The organism is Shimwellia pseudoproteus, from assembly GCF_016415625.1.
GTDB classification, from domain to species: Bacteria; Pseudomonadota; Gammaproteobacteria; order Enterobacterales; family Enterobacteriaceae; genus Shimwellia; species Shimwellia pseudoproteus.
Map to the genome: position 1 here is coordinate 35391 of NZ_WBXP01000019.1, position 22534 is coordinate 57924.

The following is a 22534-nucleotide window of genomic DNA, read 5'->3' on the forward strand; positions in this document are numbered from 1 at the left end:
CCCCCGCGCGGTTGCTGGTTTGTTGCGGGGATCAGGGCGCGACGCTATTACAGCCCCAGCTCATCAAGCCCCGGGTGATCGTCCGGGCGACGGCCCTGCGGCCAGTGAAACAGGCGCTCACCGGCGCTGATCGGCATATCATTAATACAGGCGAAGCGTCTGACCATCAGCCCCTGGGGGGTAAATTCCCAGTTTTCATTGCCGTAGCTGCGAAACCAGTTAGCGGAATCATCATGCCATTCATAGGCAAAACGCACCGCAATCCGGTTGTCAGTAAAGGCCCACAGCGCCTTAATGAGCCGGTAATCCAGTTCCTGCTGCCATTTTCGCGTCAGAAAGGCGACCACCTCTTCCCGGCCGCTGACCTGCTCGCAGCGGTTGCGCCATTGGGTATCTGGTGTATACACCAGCGATACACGCTGTGGATCGCGGCTGTTCCAGGCATCTTCCGCCAGACGCACTTTTTCTCTGGCGGTTGCTTCATTAAACGGGGGGACCGGCGGGCGGATCGTCATTACTTGTTCCTCATCGATATCAACAGGCTTATCTACATATAGCCCTTTTTTCAACGCTGTGGTTGATTCATCGTTATTTTTCACTGCCCCCTGCGGGGCATAGCGTGATTCAGGGCTGATGGGCTAAACGGTAGCCAGAGGCAGGATAATAGTGTGCGCAATCATTAACGTTATGCGATAGGTTTTTGGCCGCAATAACAACTCACGGACGTAATCAATAATGCCGAATTTTCGAGGATATTAAGATTTTTCGCCGCATGAGCTGCGTAAGTTCACACTTTTTGTACCAGGATTACGTTTATCTGAAGAATATTGACAGTACGCAAGAATCGGGGCGCGGTTAGCAGGTAAACAGACCACATAAAATAACCACGAAGCGTAAGATCATGATTATCAGATTACTTATCCTTATCTTTTTATCTCTGCCTGCGACAGCGAAAGACCTTAACTTCGGCTCGACAGATCTGAAACTGAACTGCCCACAGCGGGGCAATGTGGAGATCACGCTGCACCGCTATGACCATGTTTCTGAACAGTGGGGGAAACACTTTGCGGTAGGTTCTGGCCATACCCGTCACGGTGACCTGGTATTTATTCGCTTTACCAACGGCGATATGCTGATTCACCTCGACTCCACGGATGAGTATCTGTTCCGCTATGCCGGGCAGAATAAATCCCAATACTGCCGTAAAATTTCACAGCGCCCGGCGACGGCGCTTCAGCCCGGTCGGGTTGTCTGAAAGGCGGGCAATAAAAAACCGCCAGTATCATGCTGGCGGTCAGTACGGAGAAATCAGGCAGCGCTCTCTTCAGTTTGTCGGGCCCGGACCTCGCTGACGATAGCCTCCAGCTCATTCATCATCTGTTCGAAGCTCAGTTCGCCACGGGTGATATCACTGGTTTCCGGTGTGCGGGGTTGCTCCACTGTTGTGACGGCAACGCCCGGTGCCCTGGTACGTTTAACTGCATGCTTTTTCCGATTTGGCTTCTTACTCACAGCTCACTCCCTTTTCGCTGGTTTATCTAATTACACCGGTAAATCTATCAGTAAAGCGCGCAAAGGCGAATCGGCAACGAGCGTAATGTTAGCTTCATCACTAATAAATGCCCCATCCCCACAGGTTAACGCCGCTTTCTGCTCCGCTTCCGTGGCGGCATGCACGGTACCGTGAATAGATTGCAGATAAGCCCGCGGGCCATGCAGATGAAAACGCATCTGCTCGCCTTTTGCTAATTCGATATGGTGGATCCAGACCTGCTGGCGCAGCATCAGGCTGCCGTTCTCGCCGTCCGGGGAGGCCAGCATCTGGTGGCAGTTTCCATCCAGTACCACTTTCTGTACCAGTGGATTTTCCCGTTCAGGGCAGGCGTCCAGCCAGATTTGCAGGCGGGATAGTTCCTGGTCCTTACTGAGATTCTGTTCGCAGTAGCTGACACCTTCCCGGGTGGAGACTAATACCGCCTCGCCCGTTGTGGCGCGCACGTAGTTCCCATCGCTATCCCGGTATTCCGCATGGCCATCAAGCACCAGATTGAGAATATCGACTTTAGGATAGGTCCGTGGTTTAAAACTGGCGCCCGGGGCCAGCACTTCCTGGTTCAGTGCCCGCAGCGATGCATAGCGCAATAATGTAGGATCGAAATAATGGCCGAAAGAAAAGGTGTAACGAGCCTTCAGCCATCCATAGTCTGCTTGCCCACATTGTTTGACTGTTCTCGGCGTGATCATAGGTAACCTCTCTTTGCATGCCACCATGTTAAAACGCTGGACGCTGTATTGTTAGCCAGTTAATCTGCTCTGTATGTTCAAAATTCCTGAATGAGAAAACCATGTCTAAAGAGCGAGCCTTAACGCTGGAAGCGTTGCGCGTAATGGATGCGATTGACCGCCGGGGAAGTTTTGCTGCCGCTGCTGATGAACTGGGACGAGTACCTTCCGCACTGAGCTATACCATGCAGAAGCTGGAGGAGGAGCTGGATGTGGTGCTGTTTGACCGCTCTGGGCACCGGACAAAATTTACCAACGTGGGGCGTATGCTCCTCGAACGCGGGCGCATTCTGCTGGAAGCCGCAGATAAGCTAACCGTGGACGCCGAGGCGCTGGCCCGGGGTTGGGAAACCCACCTCACCATTGTGACCGAGGCGATTGTGCCCTGCGCATTGCTGTACCCGCTGGTGGATAAACTGGCGGAAAAAGCGAACACCCAGCTGTCTATTCTGACCGAGGTGCTGGCGGGCTCCTGGGAGAGCCTTGAACAGGGCAAAGCCGATATTGTAATCGCGCCGGATCTGCACTTCCGCTCTTCCTCGGAGATAAACTCCCGCAAACTGTACAAGGTGCTGAGCGTGTATGTAGCCGCCCCGGACCACCCGATCCACCAGGAGCCGGAACCGCTGGCGGATGCCACCCGGGTAAAATACCGCGGGATTGCGGTGGCGGATACCGCCAGGGAGCGCCCTGCGGTAACTGTGTCGCTGCTGGACAAACAGCCGCGTCTGACGGTCAGCTCTCTGGATGATAAACGCCGGGCGCTGCTGCAAGGGCTGGGCATGGGCACGATGCCGTATCCGATGGTGGAAAAAGACATCGAAGAGGGCCGCCTGCGGGTCGTCAGCCCGGAAGCCACTGCCGAGATAGACATTATCATGGCCTGGCGGCGCGACAGTATGGGGGAAGCAAAGGCCTGGTGCCTGCGCGAGATCCCGAAACAGCTGATCAAGCACCACGGTTAAGCAAAGCCCTGTGCACGGCACAGGGCTTTTTTATTGGCGCATCAATTAACCCGGTAGGGGATGTGGCTAGTAAGAGTAATCTTTGGGGCTCGGCCCGTAGCGGTTAGCGCTTGAGGTACCGGCCTGGCAACTGAACGCGAGGATCACCAGCCAGCCGAGCACCGGGATCACCAGCAGTAATAGCCACCAGGCTGAGCGATCGGTGTCGTGCAGGCGGCGGAACTGTACCGCCCACCAGGGAAGGAAAATGGCTATCCCGTACAGGGTGGTGAGCAAGGCCTTGTCACCGAAAATTTTCAGCCCGAGCATGTTGTCGAGGATCCCGAGGACAGCGCTGAGAATAAAGTTCACCAGAATGAACATCCAGTATTCTTTGCGCCGTGCCCGGCCGCTAAACCCGAGATAATTACGTACTACTTTTAGATACCAGTCCATTTGTCATCCGACCTCAGTTTAACTTTTCTATCAATCACTTGTCAGGGCACTATTGTTAACAAGCGTAGCTGGGAAACGGGATGAGGTAAACCACTGATGGTGGAAAGTTTGCGCTCAGCAGTGCCACTTCTCAGTGACACTGCCGTAAAGCGTTTTTCAGGCGAACTGGCGATCCCGGCCGTGGGGCACCGTGAGATCCTGGCGTGGCCCAATGGAGATTATCCCCGTTGGGTTGATGGTTTTATGGCTGCGGAAGTAGTGGTTGCGAATATGGTCAAAATTCACGGTATCGGCGATGCCCGGCATCTGATACAGCTCACGCAGGAAACCGTATAAATTGGGGTAATCGCTGATCCGCTGCCAGTCACATTTAAAATGTGTCACATAGACGGGATCAAAGCGTACCAGGGTGGTCCACAGGCGAATATCGGCTTCGGTCAGCTGATCACCGGTCAGATAACGCTGCTTAGCAAGGATCTTCTCCACCCTATCCAGGGAGCTGAACACCTGGCGGACGGCATCATCATAAGCGTCCTGGGAGGTCGCGAACCCGGCCTTATAGACGCCATTATTGATGGTGTCGTAGATCCAGCTATTCAGTTCGTCAATCTGGCTGTGCAACTCGGTGGGATAGTAATGACCGGGTTTGGCGCCCAGATCGTCAAAGGCGGTATTGAACATGCGGATAATTTCCGATGATTCATTACTGACGATGGTCTGGTTCTTTTTATCCCACAACACCGGCACGGTCACCCGGCCACTGTAGTGCGGATCGGCTTTGAGATAGAGCTGGTATAAATAGTCCAGGTTGTAGAGGCCATCACCCGTGGCACCGGCAAAATCTGTGGCAAAGGTCCAGCCATGCTCCAGCATCAGCGGGTTAACCACTGAAACGGACACTAATGACTCAAGACCTTTGAGCTTGCGGACAATCAGGGTCCGGTGTGCCCAGGGGCAGGCCAGTGATACGTACAAATGATAGCGGTTCTTTTCTGCCATGAATCCGGATTCGCCATTCGGCCCGGAGCTGCCATCGGCAGTGAGCCAGTTGCGAAACGCCGCCGCGGAGCGCTGGAAACGCCCACCTGTTGATGCCGTATCATACCAGCGGTCTTGCCAGACACCGTCGACCAGTAATCCCATTTGCCCCTCCCGCAAAAAAGAAAATGTGAGCAGGAAAGGCTCCCGCTCACAGCATGATTCAGTATATACCTACCCGGTAACAGATGCCGTTACCAGTTCTTGTTCAGTGCCCGGTCAATGCTGAAGCGGCCCGGGCCCATCAGGAACAGTAACAGGTAGCCACCGGCGATAGTCAGGTTCTTCATGAACATGATTTGGTTAGTGGCATCCGCGAAGTTATCGTGGAACAGGAACGCGGTCAGCAGCGTGAACAGTGCGGTAATGATGGCCGTGGTACGGGTCAGCAAACCGAACAGGATCCCCAGGCCACCGCCGAATTCGAGCAGGATAGTCAGGGGCAGAAAGAACCCGGGAACGCCCATGGATTCCATATACTGTTGTGTGCCGCTATAGGCGGTGATCTTGCCCCAGCCCGCAACGATAAACAGGATAGGCATCAGAATACGCGCCACCAGAATGCCAACATCATCGAATTTTTTCATTTTATGCTCCAGGAAAACCTTATAAAGATTACGTCTGTTTATCGGGAATGCCTCAGCGATTTCAGCTAGCTAGCGGTCATGCCCTGCGATGGAATGCATAGTAGAATTATCGGCGATTGATTGTTAGCGAGAAAAACTGTCAGTTTTTTTCAAAATTACTGACGTTGTGGCAAAACGTAAAAATAGCCCATATTGCCGGGGGGCGGCGCCATAAGGAAAGCACAGGAGAAAACCGGGAGGAAGCGCCAGGAGCAACAGGGGAAATATCAGGGAGAAAGGGCGGCGATGCCGCCATAGGCAGAACGAGCGGGATACCGTGTGAGCAGGACAGGGTTTAGCGGGACAGGGTGTGCAGCGCTTTGCGCACCAGGCGCCAGCTACTCCATAAGCCAAGACCGCGCCGCAGCGTGCGGCCAAGAAAGCGAGGATGACGAATCCCCCACAGGGCAACCACGCTGCTGCCGGCCATCAGCCAGGCCCGCAGGCTTTGTAAGGTATACCAGCCACGATCGAGAGGGGCCGTCGCGTCCACCCAGTCCTGACAACTGTACTTCAGGGCCTGGCGCTGCTGGCTAACTTCCGCCAGCAGGGCGGCTTTGCGCGCTTCACGTTGCAGACGAGCACTCATTGGTTGTCTTCCAGTAAGTCACGGTCCTTTTTCAGCTCCTGGCGGGTGTGGTGCATAAACGTTGAACGTTTCGCTGCCGAGATAGTCCATAGCCCACCGGCAATGGCCAGTACGAATAATACCACTGTGGTGGCAATCAGGACGTGCAGGCGGTATTGCGGCTCCACGGCCCAGATAATCAACACCAGCAGGCTCATTAAGCCAAATGCCGTGAACAGCAGGGTTAGCCCGGTGACCAGTAGCAACTGGAAGAGGCGCGCTTTCTCCTCTTCCAGCTCAACGATAGCGAGCCTCAGGCGGGTTTCGACGGTACCGACCAGCAGCGTTAATATGCGCTGGCCAATACCCAGGACGCTTTTTCCCGGCCCCTGGGATGCGTGGGAGTCTGCCATGCTTAGCGACGGGTCAGCAGAACACCCAGTACCAGGCCGACAGCTGCGCCAATACCGACACCGGTCCACGGTTTTTCATGCACATAGTCATCAGCACGGGACGCGGCTTCGCGGGTTTGGCGGGCGATAGCATCACCGGTTTCACTCAGGCGAGTGCGGCTTTCTTTCAGGGCCCTTTGGGCGCGGGTGCGCAACTTTTCAACTTCATCTTTGGATTTTTCACTGGAGGAACTCAGCACTTCTTCCAGGGTGTCAGCCAGGGATTTCAGCTCTGCGCGCAATTGTTCTGAAGTATCTTTAGACATAATGTTCTCCGGATAGGTAAAGTGATTCCATTTACTTAGTAATCACGAGCCATTAGTGCTTTCAGTTCGTGTTCTTCTTCAGCCAGCTTTTTCTCTCGCTTTGCTATCTTGTCCTGATCGCCCTTTTTACGGGCCTCAGCCAGGTCATTCTTTCGTTGTGCAACGTCCTGACGCTTTTCGGCAATGGCTTTTTGATGATTAGCCCTGAGATTTTCATCGGTACAGTTTTTTTGTACTTCACTCAGTGCGGTTTTCAGGCCGTTAATACGACTCTGATTATTGTGCTTCTCTGCATAACCGATTTCTCGTTTAATGCTTTGCTCTTTCTCACTACAGAGTGAAGCGGCCTGCGTGGCTGTTGTCAGAGAGAGGAGCGCCAACGCCAATACTGTGCGGTAATTCATCAGAAAATGTCCATGTGCCAAAGCAATCATCGTTATTATGCTGCCGTGTATTCCGCTGCCCGCGTGGGCGGTAAACACACGATAGGTTTAAGCATAGTCAGTAAGTTGCGAAAACCCAACGCGAATTCGATCAAATCAGATAATTCACGTCCCTTATCCCAGATGGTGCGTTTCCGGTTTCAGGCGTGAAATCAAACGGTCAGTAAAGTTGTCGTTATCGTCCTGAGCAATGACATACCCCTGGGGCAACGAGCGCAGCAAAACCGCCTTCGCGGCGGAGCTTTGCTGCGGTGAATCAAATTTGATGAGCAGGGCATTCTTGTGTGGCGTAATGCTCTTAAATGCGATGCCGTGGGCATTCAAATGATGCCAGACAAAGAAACCATCCGGCGTCGTGACACCGCTCTGGGTTGAGCGGATCTCCAGAGTCGCTTCTTTGTGATGCATGACGGACCACATGGCGACGGCTGTGGCTAGGCAGAGGAATAACCAGGTCAGCTGACGTACTAAAAATCTGTTACTCATGATAGTTCAAACGTTAATCCCGGTTGTTACGATACTTTTTCTTCCATACGACCACCAGTGAGCCCACCAGGCCCACCACCAGTAAGACGACCGGCAGCAGCATCAGGCACGACATCAGCGCATCTTCATACTTCTGGAACACCGGTGTTTTGCCCAACAGATAACCGAGGGTGGTCAGTATTAGCACCCACAGCAAGCCGCTTACCCAGTTAAAAAACTGGAAACGGGCGTTGTTCAGCCCGGAGATCCCGGCGAGGGTCGGTAAAAGTGTACGTACAAACGCAATAAACCGCGCGATCAGGAGTGCTGAAAGCCCGTGTTTATGAAATAAATGATGTGATCGCTGGTGGTAGTGGGCCGGTAGATGTGACAGCCAGTTCTGCACAATCCGCGTATTGCCCAGCCAGCGGCCCTGAATATAACTTAACCAGCAACCGAGGCTGGCCGCTGCGGTTAACAGCATAATTGTGGGGATATAATCCAGTGCATCTTTTGCTATCAGTACGCCGACCAGAATAAGCAGGCTGTCACCGGGCAGAAATGCCGCGGGCAACAGGCCATTTTCCAGAAACAGAATCATGAACAGGACGCAATAAAGCATGCCAATCATTGACGGATTGGCGAGGGTTTCAAAGTCCTGGCTCCATAATGCATTAAGCAGTTGAGATAAAAGTTCCATTCATTAATCCTGGCGTAACAACCAACATACCGCCTACAAGCGGACAAATAATCCAGGCCGTACTTTCTGGCGCAGCGCCAGAAATAACCTGTTTTCAGGGCAATGGATATACCCGTAATATTCCTGGCGGCATCGTTACCGACAACCAACCATACCGCGAGTGATACCGCCGCGATACAACGTGAATAATAGTAGGTATAGCGCCAGAGTTCCGTGGATGGGCGGTCTACGTGAAACGTTTCCGCTTACCCCGCGTTGCAGAACGACATCAGCGCGTAAATGCTTCCGATTGTAACAAAACGCACTAATGAACGTCAGCGTTATTGCGTTTTATTACGACGTGATTTTTGCCCGAGGGGGGAGGGTGTGGCGAGGGGTTTTACAAAGGCTGACATAATTCATCGTTTGCTGACCCCCTGCCGGGGAATTATTTGAGGCCGTTAGCGGCGGTGTCCAGATGTACCACCGGATTTTCAGCGAACAAATAGCGATCCGCATTGAATTCGAAATCGTCGGTGGTTTCGTTAAACAGCATAATTTTTGTATTTTCAAGGTGCTGCCACATGGCAAGTTTCGCCCCGTGAGGGTCTTTGCGGATCAGCGCCTTGAGGATTTGGTCATGATCTTCGCACCAGTGGTCAACCGTGCGCTCATCAATATGCTCGTGCAGTTTTTTCCAGTACGGGTTATGGGCGCGCTGGGTCCGCATCTTTTCGACAATGGCGGCCAGTGCGGTGTTCTGGGTCGCCAGCGCCACCTGAACATGGAATTGCAAATCCCATTCTGAATCGCGAAAGCACTCTTCATGCCGCGCTTTGTCCTGGATCTCCAGCAGTTTCATGATGTCCTGCTTGGTGACCTGGGTTGCCGCAAATTCGGCAATATTGCTCTCAATGAGCTGGCGGGCCTGCAACAGCTCGAAGGGGCCATAATTGGCGAACTCCATGGCATTATTATCAGGCTGATGGTGTTTGGCGATGTTTGAAATAACGTGAATACCGGAGCCCTTACGTACCTCAACATAGCCTTCAACTTCCAGCATGATGATAGCTTCACGAACTACCGTGCGGCTGACATTTTTCTCTTCAGCAATAAAACGCTCTGCAGGTAGTTTCTCTCCCACCGGGTAGCTGCCCGCTTCGATACGGTCTTTAAGCTCAGCGGCTAATTGTTGATACAGGCGGCGGGATTCCGTGATTTCCATAGGTGGCTCCAGGTTCCGGGTAAGGCGAGGGGTCATTGATTTGTTATACCACTTTTAACAACACGTCACCACTGAAGGGCTAAAGAAAAGCCGCCCGCAGGCGGCTTTTACCATTTTTTATTAACTTTGTGTTACTGAAGTGTGTTGCTGGTGCTCTTGTTCCACTTCACTGGCCGGTTTGTTTTGCAGCACGGTCCAGATAACGACGGCACCCAGCAAATCGAACACGGCCAGCGCGGCGAACAGCGGGCTGAAGCCGATAGTATCAGCCAGCGCACCCACCACCAGAGCAAACAGGGTACTTGCTGTCCAGGCTGCCATTCCGGTCAGGCCGTTCGCCGTGGCGACTTCGTTACGACCGAACACGTCAGAGGACAGGGTAATCAGCGCGCCGGACAGTGCCTGGTGAGCAAAACCACCGATGCACAGCAGGCCGATAGCAACATATGGGCTGGTGAACATACCGATCATCCCCGGGCCAATCATCAGTACCGCACCCAGTGTCACCACCAGCTTACGGGAGACAATCAGGTTGACACCGAACCAGCGCTGGAACAGCGGCGGCAGGTAGCCACCGATAACGCAGCCCATGTCGGCGAACAGCATCGGCATCCAGGCGAACATGGCTATCTCTTTCAGGTTAAAGCCATACACTTTAAACATGAACAGCGGGATCCAGGCATTGAAGGTCCCCCAGGCGGGTTCTGCCAGGAAACGCGGCAGGGCAATACCCCAGAACTGACGGTTACGGATGATCTGGCGGGCAGACATTTTCTTACCGTTACCGGTCTGGTGCTGTGCTTCCTGGCCACTGATGATGTACTCACGTTCTTCGTCAGTCAGGTGTTTCTGGTTTTTCGGGTGTTTGTACAGCCACAGCCACAGCATCGCCCAGATAAAGCTCAGGATACCGGTCAGGATGAAGGCCCATTCCCAGCTGTGCCATACGATAGCCCACACCACCAGCGGCGGCGCAATCATTGCACCAATAGAGGAACCGACGTTGAAGTAGCCCACCGCAATAGAACGTTCTTTGGCCGGGAACCACTCAGAGCTGGCTTTCAGGCCTGCGGGGATCATCGCGGCTTCCGCTGCACCCACTGCACCACGGGCCAGCGCCAGGCCGCCCCAGCTACCCGCCAGCGCGGTGGTACCACAAAATACCGCCCACAGCACGGCAAACATGGCATAGCCCACTTTGGTGCCCAGCACATCCAGAATGTAGCCTGCAACCGGCTGCATCACGGTATAAGCCGCAGAGTAGGCCGCAATAATATAAGAATATTGCTGGGTCGTAATGTGCAGCTGTTCCTGCAGGGTTGGGGCTGCCACCGCGACAGTGTTACGCGTTAAGTAACCGAGCACGGTGCCCAGGGTCACCAGCGCGATCATATACCAGCGTAAGCCTTTAATTTTTCGCATTTCAAACCTCTGTCTTTTTTTTCATCACTGCGGCCACCAACAAAACCAGCGTGATGTTCGTAACGAGGGACCAGCAAGGGGGGGAGCCCCGGCACAGCCCGTTTGTTTGCCATTGGGTGAAACAGGTATTGAGCAAGTCCGGTATCCGTACCGCTAAAGTGCCAGTCAGCTGGCACATATCTTTCCATAGGCAGATGTGTTGCGACGGGGGCTACGATAACTTGTCATACAGCTTTAAAAGTTGAGTGCCATCACAAATGTGCTATCAACTGTATGGATATGTAAATCCAGGTATAAGGCCAGTTGTGGCGCGGTCCCTGGACGTTTTTACTAAAAAAAACGAAGGTTATTTCTCTCTGGTTTGTGAGATGCAGCACAAAAATTAGCTAAGTGAGGAGAAATTGGTGTGATAACTTTGCATCATATAGTGAATGACATCCGTATAACCCGTCCGGAGGACTACCGTAATGTCCCAGTTTATGACTGAAGATTTCCTGCTTGATACCGAGTTTGCCCGCCGTCTGTACCACGATTACGCCAAAGAACAGCCGATTTTCGACTATCACTGCCACTTACCGACGCAGCAGATTGCCGAAAATTACCGCTTTAATAACTTGTATGATATCTGGCTGAAAGGCGATCACTACAAATGGCGCGCGATGCGTTCTAACGGTGTTGCCGAGCGTCTGTGTACTGGCGATGCCACCGATCGTGAAAAATACGATGCCTGGGCCGCCACCGTACCGCACACCATTGGCAACCCGCTGTACCACTGGACCCACCTCGAACTGCGCCGCCCGTTTGGCATTACCGGCACGCTGCTTTCTCCGGCAACGGCAGACGCTATCTGGAACCAGTGCAACGAGCTGCTGGCCGGGGACAATTTCACTGCCCGCGGCATTATGGAGCAGATGAACGTTAAGATGGTCGGCACCACCGATGATCCGATTGATGATCTGAGCCACCACGCGGCAATCGCGCAGGATTCCAGCTTTGCTATCAAAGTGCTGCCGAGCTGGCGCCCGGATAAAGCCGTGAATATCGAGCTGGATAGCTTTAACGATTATCTGGCCAAACTGGCGGCAGTCTCCGATACCGATATCCGTCGTTTTGCGGATTTACGGACGGCGCTGGCTAAACGTCTCGACCACTTTGCCGCTCATGGCTGTAAGGTGTCGGACCACGGTCTGGATGTCGTGCTGTTTGCGGAAGCCGACGACGCGACCCTGGACGCCATCCTCGCCCGTCGCCTGTCCGGTGCTACCCCGTCTGAACATGAAGTCGCGCAGTTTAAAACGGCGGTACTGGTCTGGCTGGGAACCGAATATGCCCGCCGCGGCTGGGTGCAGCAGTACCATATGGGTGCACTGCGCAACAATAACCAGCGCCAGTTCAAACTGCTGGGTGCGGACGTCGGTTTTGACTCGATCAACGACCGTCCGATTGCGGAAGCATTGTCCAAATTGCTCAGCAAGCAGAATGAAGAAAACCTGCTGCCGAAAACCATCCTCTACTGCCTGAACCCGCGCGATAACGAAGTGCTGGGCACCATGATCGGTAACTTCCAGGGCGAAGGCATTGCCGGGAAAATGCAGTTTGGTTCCGGCTGGTGGTTCAACGACCAGAAAGACGGTATGGAGCGGCAGATGACGCAGCTGGCACAGCTGGGCCTGCTGAGCCGTTTCGTGGGGATGCTGACTGACAGCCGTAGTTTCCTGTCATACACCCGTCACGAATATTTCCGCCGCATCCTGTGCCAGATGATTGGCCGCTGGGTGGCTGCCGGTGAAGCGCCTGCGGATATCGAACTGCTGGGCAACATGGTGAAAAACATCAGCTTTAACAATGCCCGGGATTACTTTGGCATTGAACTGAACTAAAGCCCCACCGAGGTTGATATGCAATTTATTAAGATCCATTCGCTGGATAATGTCGCTGTCGCGCTGGAAGATATCGACCAGGGAACGACGCTCAATGTTGAGGGTGACAATGTTACCTTGCTGGCAGCGGTTGCCCGGGGCCATAAATTTGCCCTGCGCCCCCTGGCCCGCGGTGAAAATGTTATCAAATACGGATTGCCGATTGGCCACACCCTGGCTGAGGTCCAGCCGGGTGATCATCTGCATTCACACAACATGCGCACCAATCTGAGCGATCTGGATGAATACAGCTATCAACCTGATTTTCATGCGGCTGATGGTCAGCAAACCGATCGCGACATCGAGATCTATCGCCGGGCGAACGGTGACGTCGGGGTCCGTAATGAGTTATGGATCCTGCCGACTGTCGGCTGCGTGAACGGGATTGCCCGCCAGATCCAGCAGCGTTTTCTGAAGCAGCATCAGGATGCTGAAGATATTGACGGTGTCTTCCTGTTTGGTCATCAGTTTGGTTGCTCGCAGCTGGGTGATGACCACATTAATACCCGCACCATGCTGCAAAACATGGTGCGCCATCCCAATGCCGGGGCCGTGCTGGTCATCGGCCTGGGCTGTGAAAACAACCAGATCGCCGCCTTCCGGGATACCCTGGGCGATTATGATCCGGATCGCGTGCGTTTTATGGTGTGCCAGCAGCAAGATGATGAAGTCGAAGCCGGTATTGCCGAGCTGGAGCTGCTGTACCAGGCCATGCGCCACGATAAGCGGGTGCCGGGAAAACTCAGTGAGCTGAAATTTGGCCTGGAATGTGGGGGCTCTGATGGCTTGTCCGGGATCACGGCGAACCCGATGCTGGGCCGTTTCTCTGACTTTATGGCCGCCCACGGTGGCACCACGGTGCTGACGGAAGTCCCGGAGATGTTCGGTGCCGAGCGCATTCTGATGAGCCATTGCCATGATGAGCCGACCTTTGAAAAAACCGTCGCGATGGTTAATGACTTTAAACAGTATTTTATCGAGCATAACCAGCCTATCTACGAGAATCCTTCGCCGGGGAACAAGGCCGGGGGCATCACAACCCTGGAAGAGAAATCCCTTGGTTGCACCCAAAAGGCCGGCCAGAGCCAGGTGATGGATGTGCTGAAGTATGGTGAGCGCCTGAAAACCCCTGGCCTGAACCTGCTAAGTGCCCCGGGGAATGACGCCGTTGCCACCAGCGCTCTGGCGGGGGCCGGTTGCCATATGGTGCTGTTCAGTACCGGCCGCGGGACCCCTTACGGCGGTTTTGTGCCGACGCTGAAAATCGCCACCAATAGCGAGCTGGCAACCCGTAAGCCGCACTGGATCGACTTTGATGCCGGGCAACTGCTGCACGGTAAAACCATGCCCCAGGTGCTGGATCAGTTCCTTGATACGGTGGCTGAGATTGCCAGCGGCAGAAACACCTGTAATGAACGTAATGATTTCCGCGAACTGGCTATTTTCAAAAGCGGCGTCACCCTGTAATTGTTCGGGTAGCTGACAACAATAAGACGGCGTTTCATGGTGGCATGGCGCCGTTTTTTTATCGTATTAGGCAGGGAGTTGCGCGATGAATATATACTGGCTGGCGCAGGGTATTGGTGTTCTCGCTTTTGTGGTTGGCATTACCACCTTCTTTAACCGCGATGAGCGGCGCTTCAAACTGCAATTATCCCTCTATAGCGCCATCATCGGCGTACACTTCTTCTTAATGGGCTCCGCCCCGGCGGGGGCCAGCGCGATGCTTAATTCCGTACGGACGGTGATCTCGATGCGCACCCGCAGCCTGTGGGTGATGGCGCTATTTATTGTCTTAACACTCGGCATTGGCCTGGGGAAGATGGACAACGCCATGCAGTTGCTGCCGGTGGCGGGTACCGTGGCCAGTACCTGGGCGCTGTTTCGCTGCCGGGGGCTGACCACCCGCTGTGTGATGTGGTGTGCGACCGCCTGTTGGGTGGTGCATAACTTCTGGCTCGGGTCCATTGGCGGCACGCTTATCGAGGGGAGCTTTTTGCTGATTAACGCGGTGAATATTCTGCGTTTCCGGCGGATGCAAAAACGCGGTATTGATCCGTTCAGGATGGAAAAAGCACGCTCTGGCTGATGGGGTTATTGCGGGCTAAACCCAAAAGCCCCTGCGCAGCAGGGGCTTTTTTATTGCAGCACCGCGACGGCTCGCTAGCTGCGCACGGCATTACTGGCGGCGGCTTTTTCATCCTCGCGCAGGCAGACTGCGGCGGTAAACAACACGTCAGTAGAGGAGTTCAGGGCCGTCTCGCAGGAGTCCTGCAACACCCCGATAATAAAGCCCACCGCCACAACCTGCATGGCAACGTCATTGGGGATACCGAACATCCCGCAGGCCAGCGGGATCAGCAGCAGAGAGCCACCCGCCACCCCGGACGCACCGCAAGCACACAGTGATGCCACCACACTCAGCAGCAGGGCGGTGGGCAGATCTACCGGAATACCAAGGGTGGTCACCGCGGCAAGGGTCAACACGGTAGTGGTGATAGCGGCACCGGCCATATTGATGGTGGCGCCGAGCGGAATAGATACCGAATAGGTGTCGCGATCCAGTTTCAGCTTTTCACACATCGTCATATTCACCGGGATATTCGCCGCCGAGCTGCGGGTAAAGAACGCGGTGACGCCGCTTTCGCGCAGGCAGGCAAAAACCAGTGGATACGGGTTACGGCGCAGCTGCCAATACACCAGCAGTGGGTTCACCACCAGCGCCACCAGCAACATACAGCCCACCAGCACCAGCAGTAACCGGGCGTAGCCCCACAGGGTGTCAAACCCGGTTTCCGCGAGGGTAGAGGCCACCAGGCCGAAGATACCAATCGGCGCGCAGCGGATCACCACTTTTACGATAAAGGTGACCGCATCGGACATGTCGTTAATCAGATTTTTGGTGGTATCACTGCCGTGGCGCAGGGCGAAACCAAGGCCGATAGCCCAGGCCAAAATGCCGATGTAATTGCCCTTGAGCAGGGCGTCAATCGGGTTCGATACCACGCTCATCAGCAGGCCTTTCATCACTTGCGCAATACCGGAGGGGGGCACAATGTCCGCATTGCCGGTGGCCAGGTGCAATGTCGACGGGAAAATAAAGCTCAGTACCACGGCGGCCAGCGCCGCGGAAAAGGTGCCCAGCAGATACAGGATAAGGATCGGGCGGATATTGGTTTTCTGGCCTTTTTTATGGTTGGCAATCGAGGCCATCACCAGCATAAGCACCAGCACCGGGGCGACGGCCTTCAGGGCGCTGACAAACAGCGAGCCGAGCAACCCGGCCTGAATCGCGGCGTGTTTAGAGATGGTGGCGAGGATAATACCGAGCACCAGGCCCAGCAGAATTTGTTTGACCAGACTCCCCTGGGACAAACGATAAAACAGCCCGGTGGGGCGAGTTTGCTTTGTCATATGGATATTCCCTGTTGTGTGCATTCCGGCCGATATTGCACTCTTTGTTACATATATGGCTGGATGTAAAAAAGTATGTTTGCCTGGTCAGTATAAGGGAAAGCCATCAGCGGGAAAGAGGAGATTGTGTATTTTTTAATGGAAAAATGGCGAAATCGCAGTCAATTATGATGGTCAAAGGCCCCTTCGCTGGCGAAAGGGCCTGATAAATTGCTTATTTTATGCGCTGATGTTTGCGATCGTTAAGGTTATTCACCCAGCAGTTAATCAGCAGGGTCAGGGTGAGGATCCCGGCCACCACGCCAAGGGATACCGGCACCGGAATATGGTAGAGATCGACGATCAGCATCTTGGCGCCGATAAACACCAGGATAACCGCCAGGCCATATTTCAGCATCGAGAAGCGCTCCGCCACACCCGCCAGCAGGAAGTACATGGCGCGCAGGCCGAGGATAGCGAACAGGTTAGAGGTCAGCACAATAAAGGGATCGGTGGTCACCGCGAAAATGGCCGGAATACTGTCCACCGCGAAGATAACATCACTCAGTTCCACCATGATCAGCACCAGCATCAGCGGGGTGGCATACAGCAGGCCGTTTTTCCTGACGAAGAAATGTTCGTTTTCAATATTGTCGGTCATGCGCAGGTGGCCACGCAGCCAGCGTACCAGCGGCTTGTCACCCAGATCGGCGTCATCTTCTTTGGCAAAGGCCATCTTCACCCCGGTAAACAACAGGAAAGCCCCGAAGATATACAGGATCCAGTCAAACTGGGTAATCAGCCAGCTGCCGGTGAAAATCATAATGGTGCGCAACACAATCGCGCCCAGCACGCCATAGACCAGCACACGGCGCTGCAATGCCACCGGTACCGAGAAGTAGCTGAACAGCATCAGCCAGACAAAGACGTTGTCCACCGCGAGGGCTTTTTCGATGATATAGCCGGTCAGGAAGGCGAGGGCCTGGGTTTTGGCCACCTGAGGGCCGGCAGTACCGGTGAGGTGCCACCACAGACCGGCGGCGAACAGTAATGACAGGGTGACCCAGACCATTGACCAGCCCGCCGCCTGTTTCATGCTCATGGCGTGTACGCCGCGGCGGCCCTGAATCAACAGGTCGATGGCCAGCATCACCGCGACGATAGCGGCGAAGGTGCCCCACATGAGAGGTGTTCCAATACTGTGCATTGCAAATTCCTTACGCGTTCACGGGTAGGCCCGGCGGCAGCGGATAAAAACAAAAACGGCTGATATCAGAAGACATCAGCCGTTTTGCGCACCTGCAAATGGACCTGCCTTCCGGCAAGGTCTCACTTACAATGTGGTCACGGAATCTGTAGCGTTACACCGCAAACAGTGGAAACCCGTCCACATTGCCTGGTGACCGGGAACGTGCGGTTCCGTCATGACGATCAGCCAGCAATGAAGTTACTCCCCTTAGCAATGGCTAAAATATGACAATATGTTACTAACGTCAATTATCACATTGCTGCACTTTACACAGCTTTACGCAATGGTCACCGGGTCCGGCGCATCCGCCGGGAAGACCACCCCGGTTTGCTGGCGGATTGTGGTTTGCAGCCGTGAAGTGCTGCGGCTGACCTCCAGCCCCGGGTGATTAACGGCGTTATCTTCCACCAGCCGGGCAAAGGTCTCGGCCTCATACAACATGGTATTAATATGCTGCGGCTGGCTGAGATCCTGGGGTTTACCGCCCCGGGGGATAAAGGTGATCCGCTGGCATTCAGAGATCTTCTCAATCACCAGCACCCCTTCCTCGCCCTGGATTTCACTGGGTAGTGAGGAGTCACTTACTTTCGAGTGCAGCAGGGTGACATCAAAATCCCCGTAGTTCATGACCACCGTACCGTGGGCATCCACGCCGCTGTCCAGCAGGGTTGCGCTGGCCTGGACACTGTAGGGCTCGCCAAACAGCGCCATCGCCGCCGCGAGGCAATAAAAGCCGATGTCCATGATAGAGCCATTGGAGAACGCCGGGTTAAAGGTGTTAGGGTTTTCCCCGGCCAGATAGCGCGGGTAGCGGGACGAATACTGGCAGTAGTTCAGTAGCACTTTACGCAGTTTCCCGACCTTCGGCAGGGCCTGTTGCAGCGCCAGGAAGTTTGGCAAGCTGGCGGTTTTAAACGCTTCAAACAGCACGACGTTATGTTCCCTGGCGCAGGCAATTGATGCCTCCACTTCGCGAATATTTGAAGCGAGGGGCTTCTCACAAATCACGTGTTTACCGTGGCGCAGGAACAGGCAGCTCTGGCTGGCGTGCAGCACATTTGGGCTGGCAATATACACCGCATCGATCAGGTCGCTGGCGGCCAGCGTTTCCAGAGAGGTAAATATCTGCTCTACGGGATAATCACTGGCAAACGCGGCGGCGCTTTCTTCGGTGCGGGAATAAATGGCAGTGAGTACATACTTACCGCTCTCGTGGGCGGCGTCCACAAACTGGCGGGTGATCCAGTTAGTACCGATAACAGCGAAACGTATCATAAACAGGTGCGTTCTCCGTGGCTGAGTTCTTCCGCCAGCCTAGCATGTTCAGCGGATTTTCGCTGGGGTGTCACCCCCGGTTTGCAGAAAGCGCCCGGTGAGTAAGCCACAGGCGGGTATCAAACTCCAGCTGGTGATAGTCCGGCTCCATATGACAACACAACTGGTAAAACGCCTTGTTGTGGTCTTTTTCTTTCAGGTGCGCCAGCTCGTGCACCACGATCATACGCAGGAAAGGCTCCGGGGCCTGGCGGAAGAGGGTCGACACCCGAATCTCTGCTTTGGCCTTGAGCTTACCGCCCTGCACCCGTGAAATGGCGGTATGCAGCCCCAGCGCCTGCTGGATAATATTGATTTTATTATCCCAGACCACCTTATTCACCGGCGGCGCACTGCGTAAAAAGCGGTTTTTCAGATCCTGAGTATACTGCCAGAGGGCTTTATCCGAGGCGATATCGTGGCCGCCGGAGTAGCGTTTCTCCAGTACGGCGCCAAGATTTCCCTGGGCTATCAGGGCCTCTACCTGGCTGAGCAGTGCAGCAGGATAACCCTGCAAATACGTGAGTGTGGTCATCAGTTGGCCTGTTTGCGGCAAAAAGCGTTTGCGTAGTCTCCCCGAATAAGGGATAAAACGCGCGGATTCTACCATTCAGGAGGGCCGATGAGCCACGTTGATCTAGCCACACAGTTTACCCTACACCGTTTCCCGAAAATGAAGGAGGACACACCACTCCAGGCATGGGAGGCGGCAGATGAGTATCTGCTCCAGCAACTGGAGGGCGAAACCGTGGCCGACGGAGCGACCCTGATTTTTAACGACGCGTTCGGGGCGCTGACCTGTGCCCTGCATGGCCGCCAGCCGGTGTCGGTTTCCGACTCGTGGATTGCCCATCAGGCTGCCCGTCAGAACCTCGCCCTTAACCAGCTGGACTGCGAACAGGTGACCTTCCAGGACTGTTCAGCACCGTTACCGGCCGCCCCGGCGCTGGTGATCATTAAGCTGCCTAAGCAGCTGGCCCTGCTGGAGCAGCAGTTACGCGCGCTGCGCGAGGTCTGCACGGCGCAAACCCGGATTATTGCCGGGGCCAAAGCCCGGGATATTCACAGTTCCACCCTGGCGCTGTTTGAAAGCGTCCTCGGGCCAACCACCACTACACTTGCGTGGAAAAAAGCCCGCCTGGTGAATTGCAGCTTTGCGGCCCCGGCCCTGAAAGCGGCGGCCCCGCTGCTGAGCTGGCCCCTGGACGGTACTGACTGGACTATCCAGAACCATGCTAATGTCTTTTCACGCAGCAGCCTGGATATCGGGGCGCGGCTCTTTTTGCCGCACCTGCCGGAAGGGGATGCGGGCGAAATGGTCGATCTGGGGTGCGGTAATGGGGTCCTTGGCCTGGCGCTGCTGGCGCAAAACCCGGATGCCCGGGTGACCTTTATCGATGAGTCTTATATGGCGGTGGCGTCCAGTGAGCTTAATGTGCAGCACAATATGCCGGATGCTCTGGAGCGCTGTGAGTTTGTGGTCAATAACGCCATGGCCGGTATGGCGCCAGAATATTACGACGCCATCATGTGTAACCCGCCGTTCCATCAGCAGCATGCCATTACTGACCATATTGCCTGGCAGATGTTTACCGATGCCCGCCGCTGCCTGAAATTCGGCGGCGAGCTGCGTATTGTCGGCAACCGCCACCTGGGGTATTACCAGAAGCTGAAGAAAATCTTCGGTAACTGTACCACCCTCGCCACCGGCGGTAAGTTTGTGGTGCTTAAGTCAGTGAAGATGCGCAAGTCCCGTTAAAGGGTCAGCCCCAGCCGGGTGCCCTGGGCAATCGCCCGCCGGGCATCCAGTTCCGCCGCCACGTCACAACCCCCAATCAGGTGTGGGGTTATCTCCCGCTCTGTCAGGGCACTGAGCAGATCCCGGCGCGGATCCTGCCCGGCGCAAATAATTACATTATCCACGGCCAGCACCTGGTGCTGGCCATTCACCAGGATATGTAGCCCTGCATCGTCAATACGCTGGTATTGCACGCCGGGGACCATGCTTACCCCCCGGGCCAGCAGCGTGGTGCGGTGGATCCAGCCCGTGGTCTTACCTAATCCTTCCCCTGGTTTACTGGCCTTGCGTTGCAGCATCACTATCTGGCGCGGGCTGGGCGAGTGTTCCGCCCCCTGAGCTGACAGCCCGCCGGGCTGGGTGAGGGTGGCATCGATACCCCATTCCCGGAAGAAGGCCACACTGTCCTGGCTGGTGGCGGCCCCGGACTGGCTCAGGTACATGGCGGTATCAAACCCGATGCCGCCGCAGCCGATAATCGCCACCCGCTTACCTACCGGGCGTTTATCCCGCAGCACGTCCAGATAACTGAGTACGCTGGGGTGATCGATCCCGTCGATCGGCGGCAGGCGCGGGGCGATCCCGGTCGCCAGTACCACCTCTTCAAACGGGATCAGATCATCCGGCCCGGCCCGGTGATTGAGCCGAACCGTGATCCCGAGCCTGTCGATCATCGTGCGGTAATAGCGCAGGGTTTCACTGAACTCCTCTTTACCGGGGATCTGCCGGGCAATATTGAACTGGCCACCTATCTGATCGGCGCTGTCAAACAGCGTGACCTGGTGGCCCCGGGCGGCGGCATTCACCGCACAAGCCAGCCCGGCAGGGCCTGCGCCCACCACGGCAATACGCCGGGGCTGGTGGGTGGGGTGCTCTGGCATCAGGGTTTCGTGGCAGGCCCGGGGGTTAACCAGGCACGAGGTTATCTTGCCGACGAAGATCCTATCCAGGCACGCCTGATTACAGCCGATACAGGTATTGATCTGATCCGCCTGGCCGCTGGCCGCCTTCGAGACCAGGGCAGGATCGGCCAGGAAAGGGCGCGCCATTGACACCATGTCGGCGTCACCCGCAGCGAGGATCGCGTCGGCCACGGCGGGATCGTTGATCCGGTTAGTGGTGATAAGCGGGATGGATACAGCGGATTTTAGCTGGCGGGTGACCCGGCTAAAGGCCCCCCGGGGCACCGGGGTGGCAATGGTGGGGATCCTGGTCTCGTGCCAGCCGATGCCGGTATTAATCAGGGTTGCCCCGGCCTGTTCAATGGCCTGGGCCAGACGGGCGGTTTCGCTGAGGGTGTTGCCCTGTTCCACCAGGTCCAGCATCGACAGGCGGTAAATAATAATAAAATCATCGCCGGTACGCTGGCGCACGGCGCGTACGATTTCGGTGGCAAAGCGCATCCGGTTACTGAACTCGCCACCCCACTGATCCTGGCGGTGGTTGGTGTGCAGGGTGAGAAATTCATTAATCAGGTAGCCCTCGGAACCCATGATCTCCACGCCGTCATAACCCGCCTGGCGCGCCAGGTCAGCGCAGTGGGCAAAGTCGTCAATCAGCTGGAGGATCTGCGGGTGGGTCAGCTCCCGGGGCACGAAGCGGTTAATCGGCGCCTGGATGGCCGACGGGGCCACCAGATGGGGCTGATAGCTGTAGCGGCCGGTGTGCAGGATTTGCAGGGCGATTTTCCCCCCAGCCTGGTGTACTGCATCGGTAATCGGCCGGTGGTGGGGGATCTGGTCCGGGTGGTTGAAGACCGCGCCGCCCTGCATACCCACGCCGCAGGGGGACGGGGAGACGCCTCCGGTAACGATCAGCGCTACATCATGGCGGGCGCGTTCGGCATAAAACGCGGCCAGCCGCGCAACACCGTCCGGGTGCTCCTCCAGCCCGGTATGCATCGAGCCCATTAACACGCGGTTTTTCAGGGTGGTAAAGCCGAGATCCAGCGGGGCAAACAGCGATGGGTAGCTCATAGTGTCTCTTCCAGTCGA

General features: G+C 55.4%; 25 protein-coding genes. 6 read left to right on the forward strand and 19 right to left on the reverse strand.

Annotated features, from left to right (window positions below; genetic code table 11):
- Positions 1–47: 47 nt before the first annotated feature.
- Complete coding sequence (locus F9C28_RS10430; protein ID WP_199015193.1) at positions 48–515, reverse strand: nuclear transport factor 2 family protein; 468 nt, start codon at positions 513–515, stop codon at positions 48–50.
- Positions 516–901: 386 nt separating this feature from the next.
- On the opposite strand from F9C28_RS10430, the gene F9C28_RS10435 reads away from it, so the two are divergent.
- Entirely contained in the window at positions 902–1255 is a 354-nt protein-coding gene (locus F9C28_RS10435; protein ID WP_199015194.1) for a hypothetical protein, read from the forward strand.
- A 53-nt stretch (positions 1256–1308) separates the two neighbouring features.
- Here F9C28_RS10435 and F9C28_RS10440 read toward each other — a convergent pair whose 3' ends face one another.
- The gene (locus F9C28_RS10440; protein WP_199015196.1) at positions 1309–1512 is read right to left on the reverse strand and encodes a hypothetical protein; all 204 of its coding nucleotides are present in this window, start codon (positions 1510–1512) and stop codon (positions 1309–1311) included.
- 30 nt (positions 1513–1542) lie between these two features.
- A complete protein-coding gene (locus tag F9C28_RS10445; RefSeq protein ID WP_199015198.1) occupies positions 1543–2244 on the reverse strand; it encodes a pirin family protein in 702 nt (233 codons plus the stop codon).
- Positions 2245–2345: 101 nt separating this feature from the next.
- Between F9C28_RS10445 and F9C28_RS10450 the strand changes: the two genes are divergently transcribed.
- A complete protein-coding gene (locus F9C28_RS10450; protein ID WP_199015200.1) occupies positions 2346–3248 on the forward strand; it encodes a LysR family transcriptional regulator in 903 nt (300 codons plus the stop codon).
- 66 nt (positions 3249–3314) lie between these two features.
- On the opposite strand, the gene F9C28_RS10455 is transcribed toward F9C28_RS10450, so the two are convergent.
- From F9C28_RS10455 to F9C28_RS10505, 11 genes are all read right to left on the reverse strand, one after another.
- Positions 3315–3683 (reverse strand): DUF805 domain-containing protein, encoded by a 369-nt coding sequence (locus F9C28_RS10455; protein WP_199015202.1) that lies wholly within the window; start codon positions 3681–3683, stop codon positions 3315–3317.
- Between the two features lie 156 nt (positions 3684–3839).
- The gene (locus F9C28_RS10460; RefSeq protein WP_199015204.1) at positions 3840–4826 is read right to left on the reverse strand and encodes a glutathione S-transferase family protein; all 987 of its coding nucleotides are present in this window, start codon (positions 4824–4826) and stop codon (positions 3840–3842) included.
- 89 nt (positions 4827–4915) lie between these two features.
- Positions 4916–5308: a DoxX family protein gene (locus F9C28_RS10465; RefSeq protein WP_199015206.1), complete on the reverse strand. Its 393-nt coding sequence runs from the start codon at positions 5306–5308 to the stop codon at positions 4916–4918.
- Between the two features lie 334 nt (positions 5309–5642).
- Entirely contained in the window at positions 5643–5936 is a 294-nt protein-coding gene (locus F9C28_RS10470; protein WP_199015207.1) for a YqjK-like family protein, read from the reverse strand.
- Positions 5933–6328 (reverse strand): phage holin family protein, encoded by a 396-nt coding sequence (locus F9C28_RS10475; RefSeq protein ID WP_199015209.1) that lies wholly within the window; start codon positions 6326–6328, stop codon positions 5933–5935. Before F9C28_RS10475 ends, F9C28_RS10470 begins: the two co-directional genes overlap by 4 nt.
- Before the next feature lie 2 nt (positions 6329–6330).
- Positions 6331–6633, reverse strand: a complete 303-nt coding sequence (locus F9C28_RS10480) for a DUF883 family protein (protein ID WP_199015211.1) — start codon at positions 6631–6633, stop codon at positions 6331–6333.
- Between the two features lie 35 nt (positions 6634–6668).
- On the reverse strand, positions 6669–7037 hold the full coding sequence (locus tag F9C28_RS10485; RefSeq protein WP_199015269.1) for a DUF1090 domain-containing protein: 369 nt from the start codon (positions 7035–7037) through the stop codon (positions 6669–6671).
- Positions 7038–7190: 153 nt separating this feature from the next.
- Positions 7191–7565, reverse strand: a complete 375-nt coding sequence (gene mzrA / locus F9C28_RS10490; protein ID WP_408641513.1) for an EnvZ/OmpR regulon moderator MzrA — start codon at positions 7563–7565, stop codon at positions 7191–7193.
- Between the two features lie 10 nt (positions 7566–7575).
- Positions 7576–8241, reverse strand: coding sequence for a DedA family general envelope maintenance protein YqjA (yqjA, locus tag F9C28_RS10495; protein WP_199015215.1), 666 nt, complete (start codon positions 8239–8241; stop codon positions 7576–7578).
- A 427-nt stretch (positions 8242–8668) separates the two neighbouring features.
- Positions 8669–9445 (reverse strand): transcriptional regulator ExuR, encoded by a 777-nt coding sequence (gene exuR, locus F9C28_RS10500; RefSeq protein ID WP_199015217.1) that lies wholly within the window; start codon positions 9443–9445, stop codon positions 8669–8671.
- A gap of 120 nt (positions 9446–9565) precedes the next feature.
- Positions 9566–10867, reverse strand: a complete 1302-nt coding sequence (locus F9C28_RS10505; protein ID WP_199015219.1) for an MFS transporter — start codon at positions 10865–10867, stop codon at positions 9566–9568.
- 467 nt (positions 10868–11334) lie between these two features.
- Between F9C28_RS10505 and uxaC the strand changes: the two genes are divergently transcribed.
- The 3 genes from uxaC (at position 11335) to F9C28_RS10520 (ending at position 14875) form a co-directional block, all read left to right on the forward strand.
- Complete coding sequence (gene uxaC, locus F9C28_RS10510; RefSeq protein ID WP_199015221.1) at positions 11335–12747, forward strand: glucuronate isomerase; 1413 nt, start codon at positions 11335–11337, stop codon at positions 12745–12747.
- Positions 12748–12765: 18 nt separating this feature from the next.
- Entirely contained in the window at positions 12766–14253 is a 1488-nt protein-coding gene (locus F9C28_RS10515; RefSeq protein WP_199015223.1) for a UxaA family hydrolase, read from the forward strand.
- An 85-nt stretch (positions 14254–14338) separates the two neighbouring features.
- Positions 14339–14875 carry a YgjV family protein gene (locus tag F9C28_RS10520; protein WP_199015225.1) on the forward strand — a complete coding sequence of 179 codons (537 nt, stop codon included), beginning with the start codon at positions 14339–14341 and terminating at the stop codon, positions 14873–14875.
- Positions 14876–14949: 74 nt separating this feature from the next.
- On the opposite strand, the gene sstT is transcribed toward F9C28_RS10520, so the two are convergent.
- The 4 genes from sstT to F9C28_RS10540 all read right to left on the reverse strand — a co-directional run bounded on the left by sstT (position 14950) and on the right by F9C28_RS10540 (position 19277).
- Positions 14950–16200, reverse strand: a complete 1251-nt coding sequence (gene sstT, locus F9C28_RS10525) for a serine/threonine transporter SstT (RefSeq protein WP_199015226.1) — start codon at positions 16198–16200, stop codon at positions 14950–14952.
- A 214-nt stretch (positions 16201–16414) separates the two neighbouring features.
- On the reverse strand, positions 16415–17386 hold the full coding sequence (locus F9C28_RS10530; RefSeq protein WP_199015228.1) for a TerC family protein: 972 nt from the start codon (positions 17384–17386) through the stop codon (positions 16415–16417).
- Between the two features lie 318 nt (positions 17387–17704).
- A complete protein-coding gene (locus F9C28_RS10535) occupies positions 17705–18703 on the reverse strand; it encodes a Gfo/Idh/MocA family protein (RefSeq protein ID WP_199015230.1) in 999 nt (332 codons plus the stop codon).
- 70 nt (positions 18704–18773) lie between these two features.
- Complete coding sequence (locus F9C28_RS10540) at positions 18774–19277, reverse strand: M48 family metallopeptidase (protein WP_199015232.1); 504 nt, start codon at positions 19275–19277, stop codon at positions 18774–18776.
- A gap of 87 nt (positions 19278–19364) precedes the next feature.
- On the opposite strand from F9C28_RS10540, the gene rlmG reads away from it, so the two are divergent.
- Positions 19365–20501, forward strand: coding sequence for a 23S rRNA (guanine(1835)-N(2))-methyltransferase RlmG (gene rlmG, locus F9C28_RS10545; RefSeq protein ID WP_199015234.1), 1137 nt, complete (start codon positions 19365–19367; stop codon positions 20499–20501).
- Here rlmG and F9C28_RS10550 read toward each other — a convergent pair.
- Positions 20498–22516, reverse strand: coding sequence for an FAD-dependent oxidoreductase (locus tag F9C28_RS10550; protein WP_199015236.1), 2019 nt, complete (start codon positions 22514–22516; stop codon positions 20498–20500). The genes rlmG and F9C28_RS10550 overlap by 4 nt on opposite strands.
- Positions 22517–22534 lie beyond the last annotated feature (18 nt).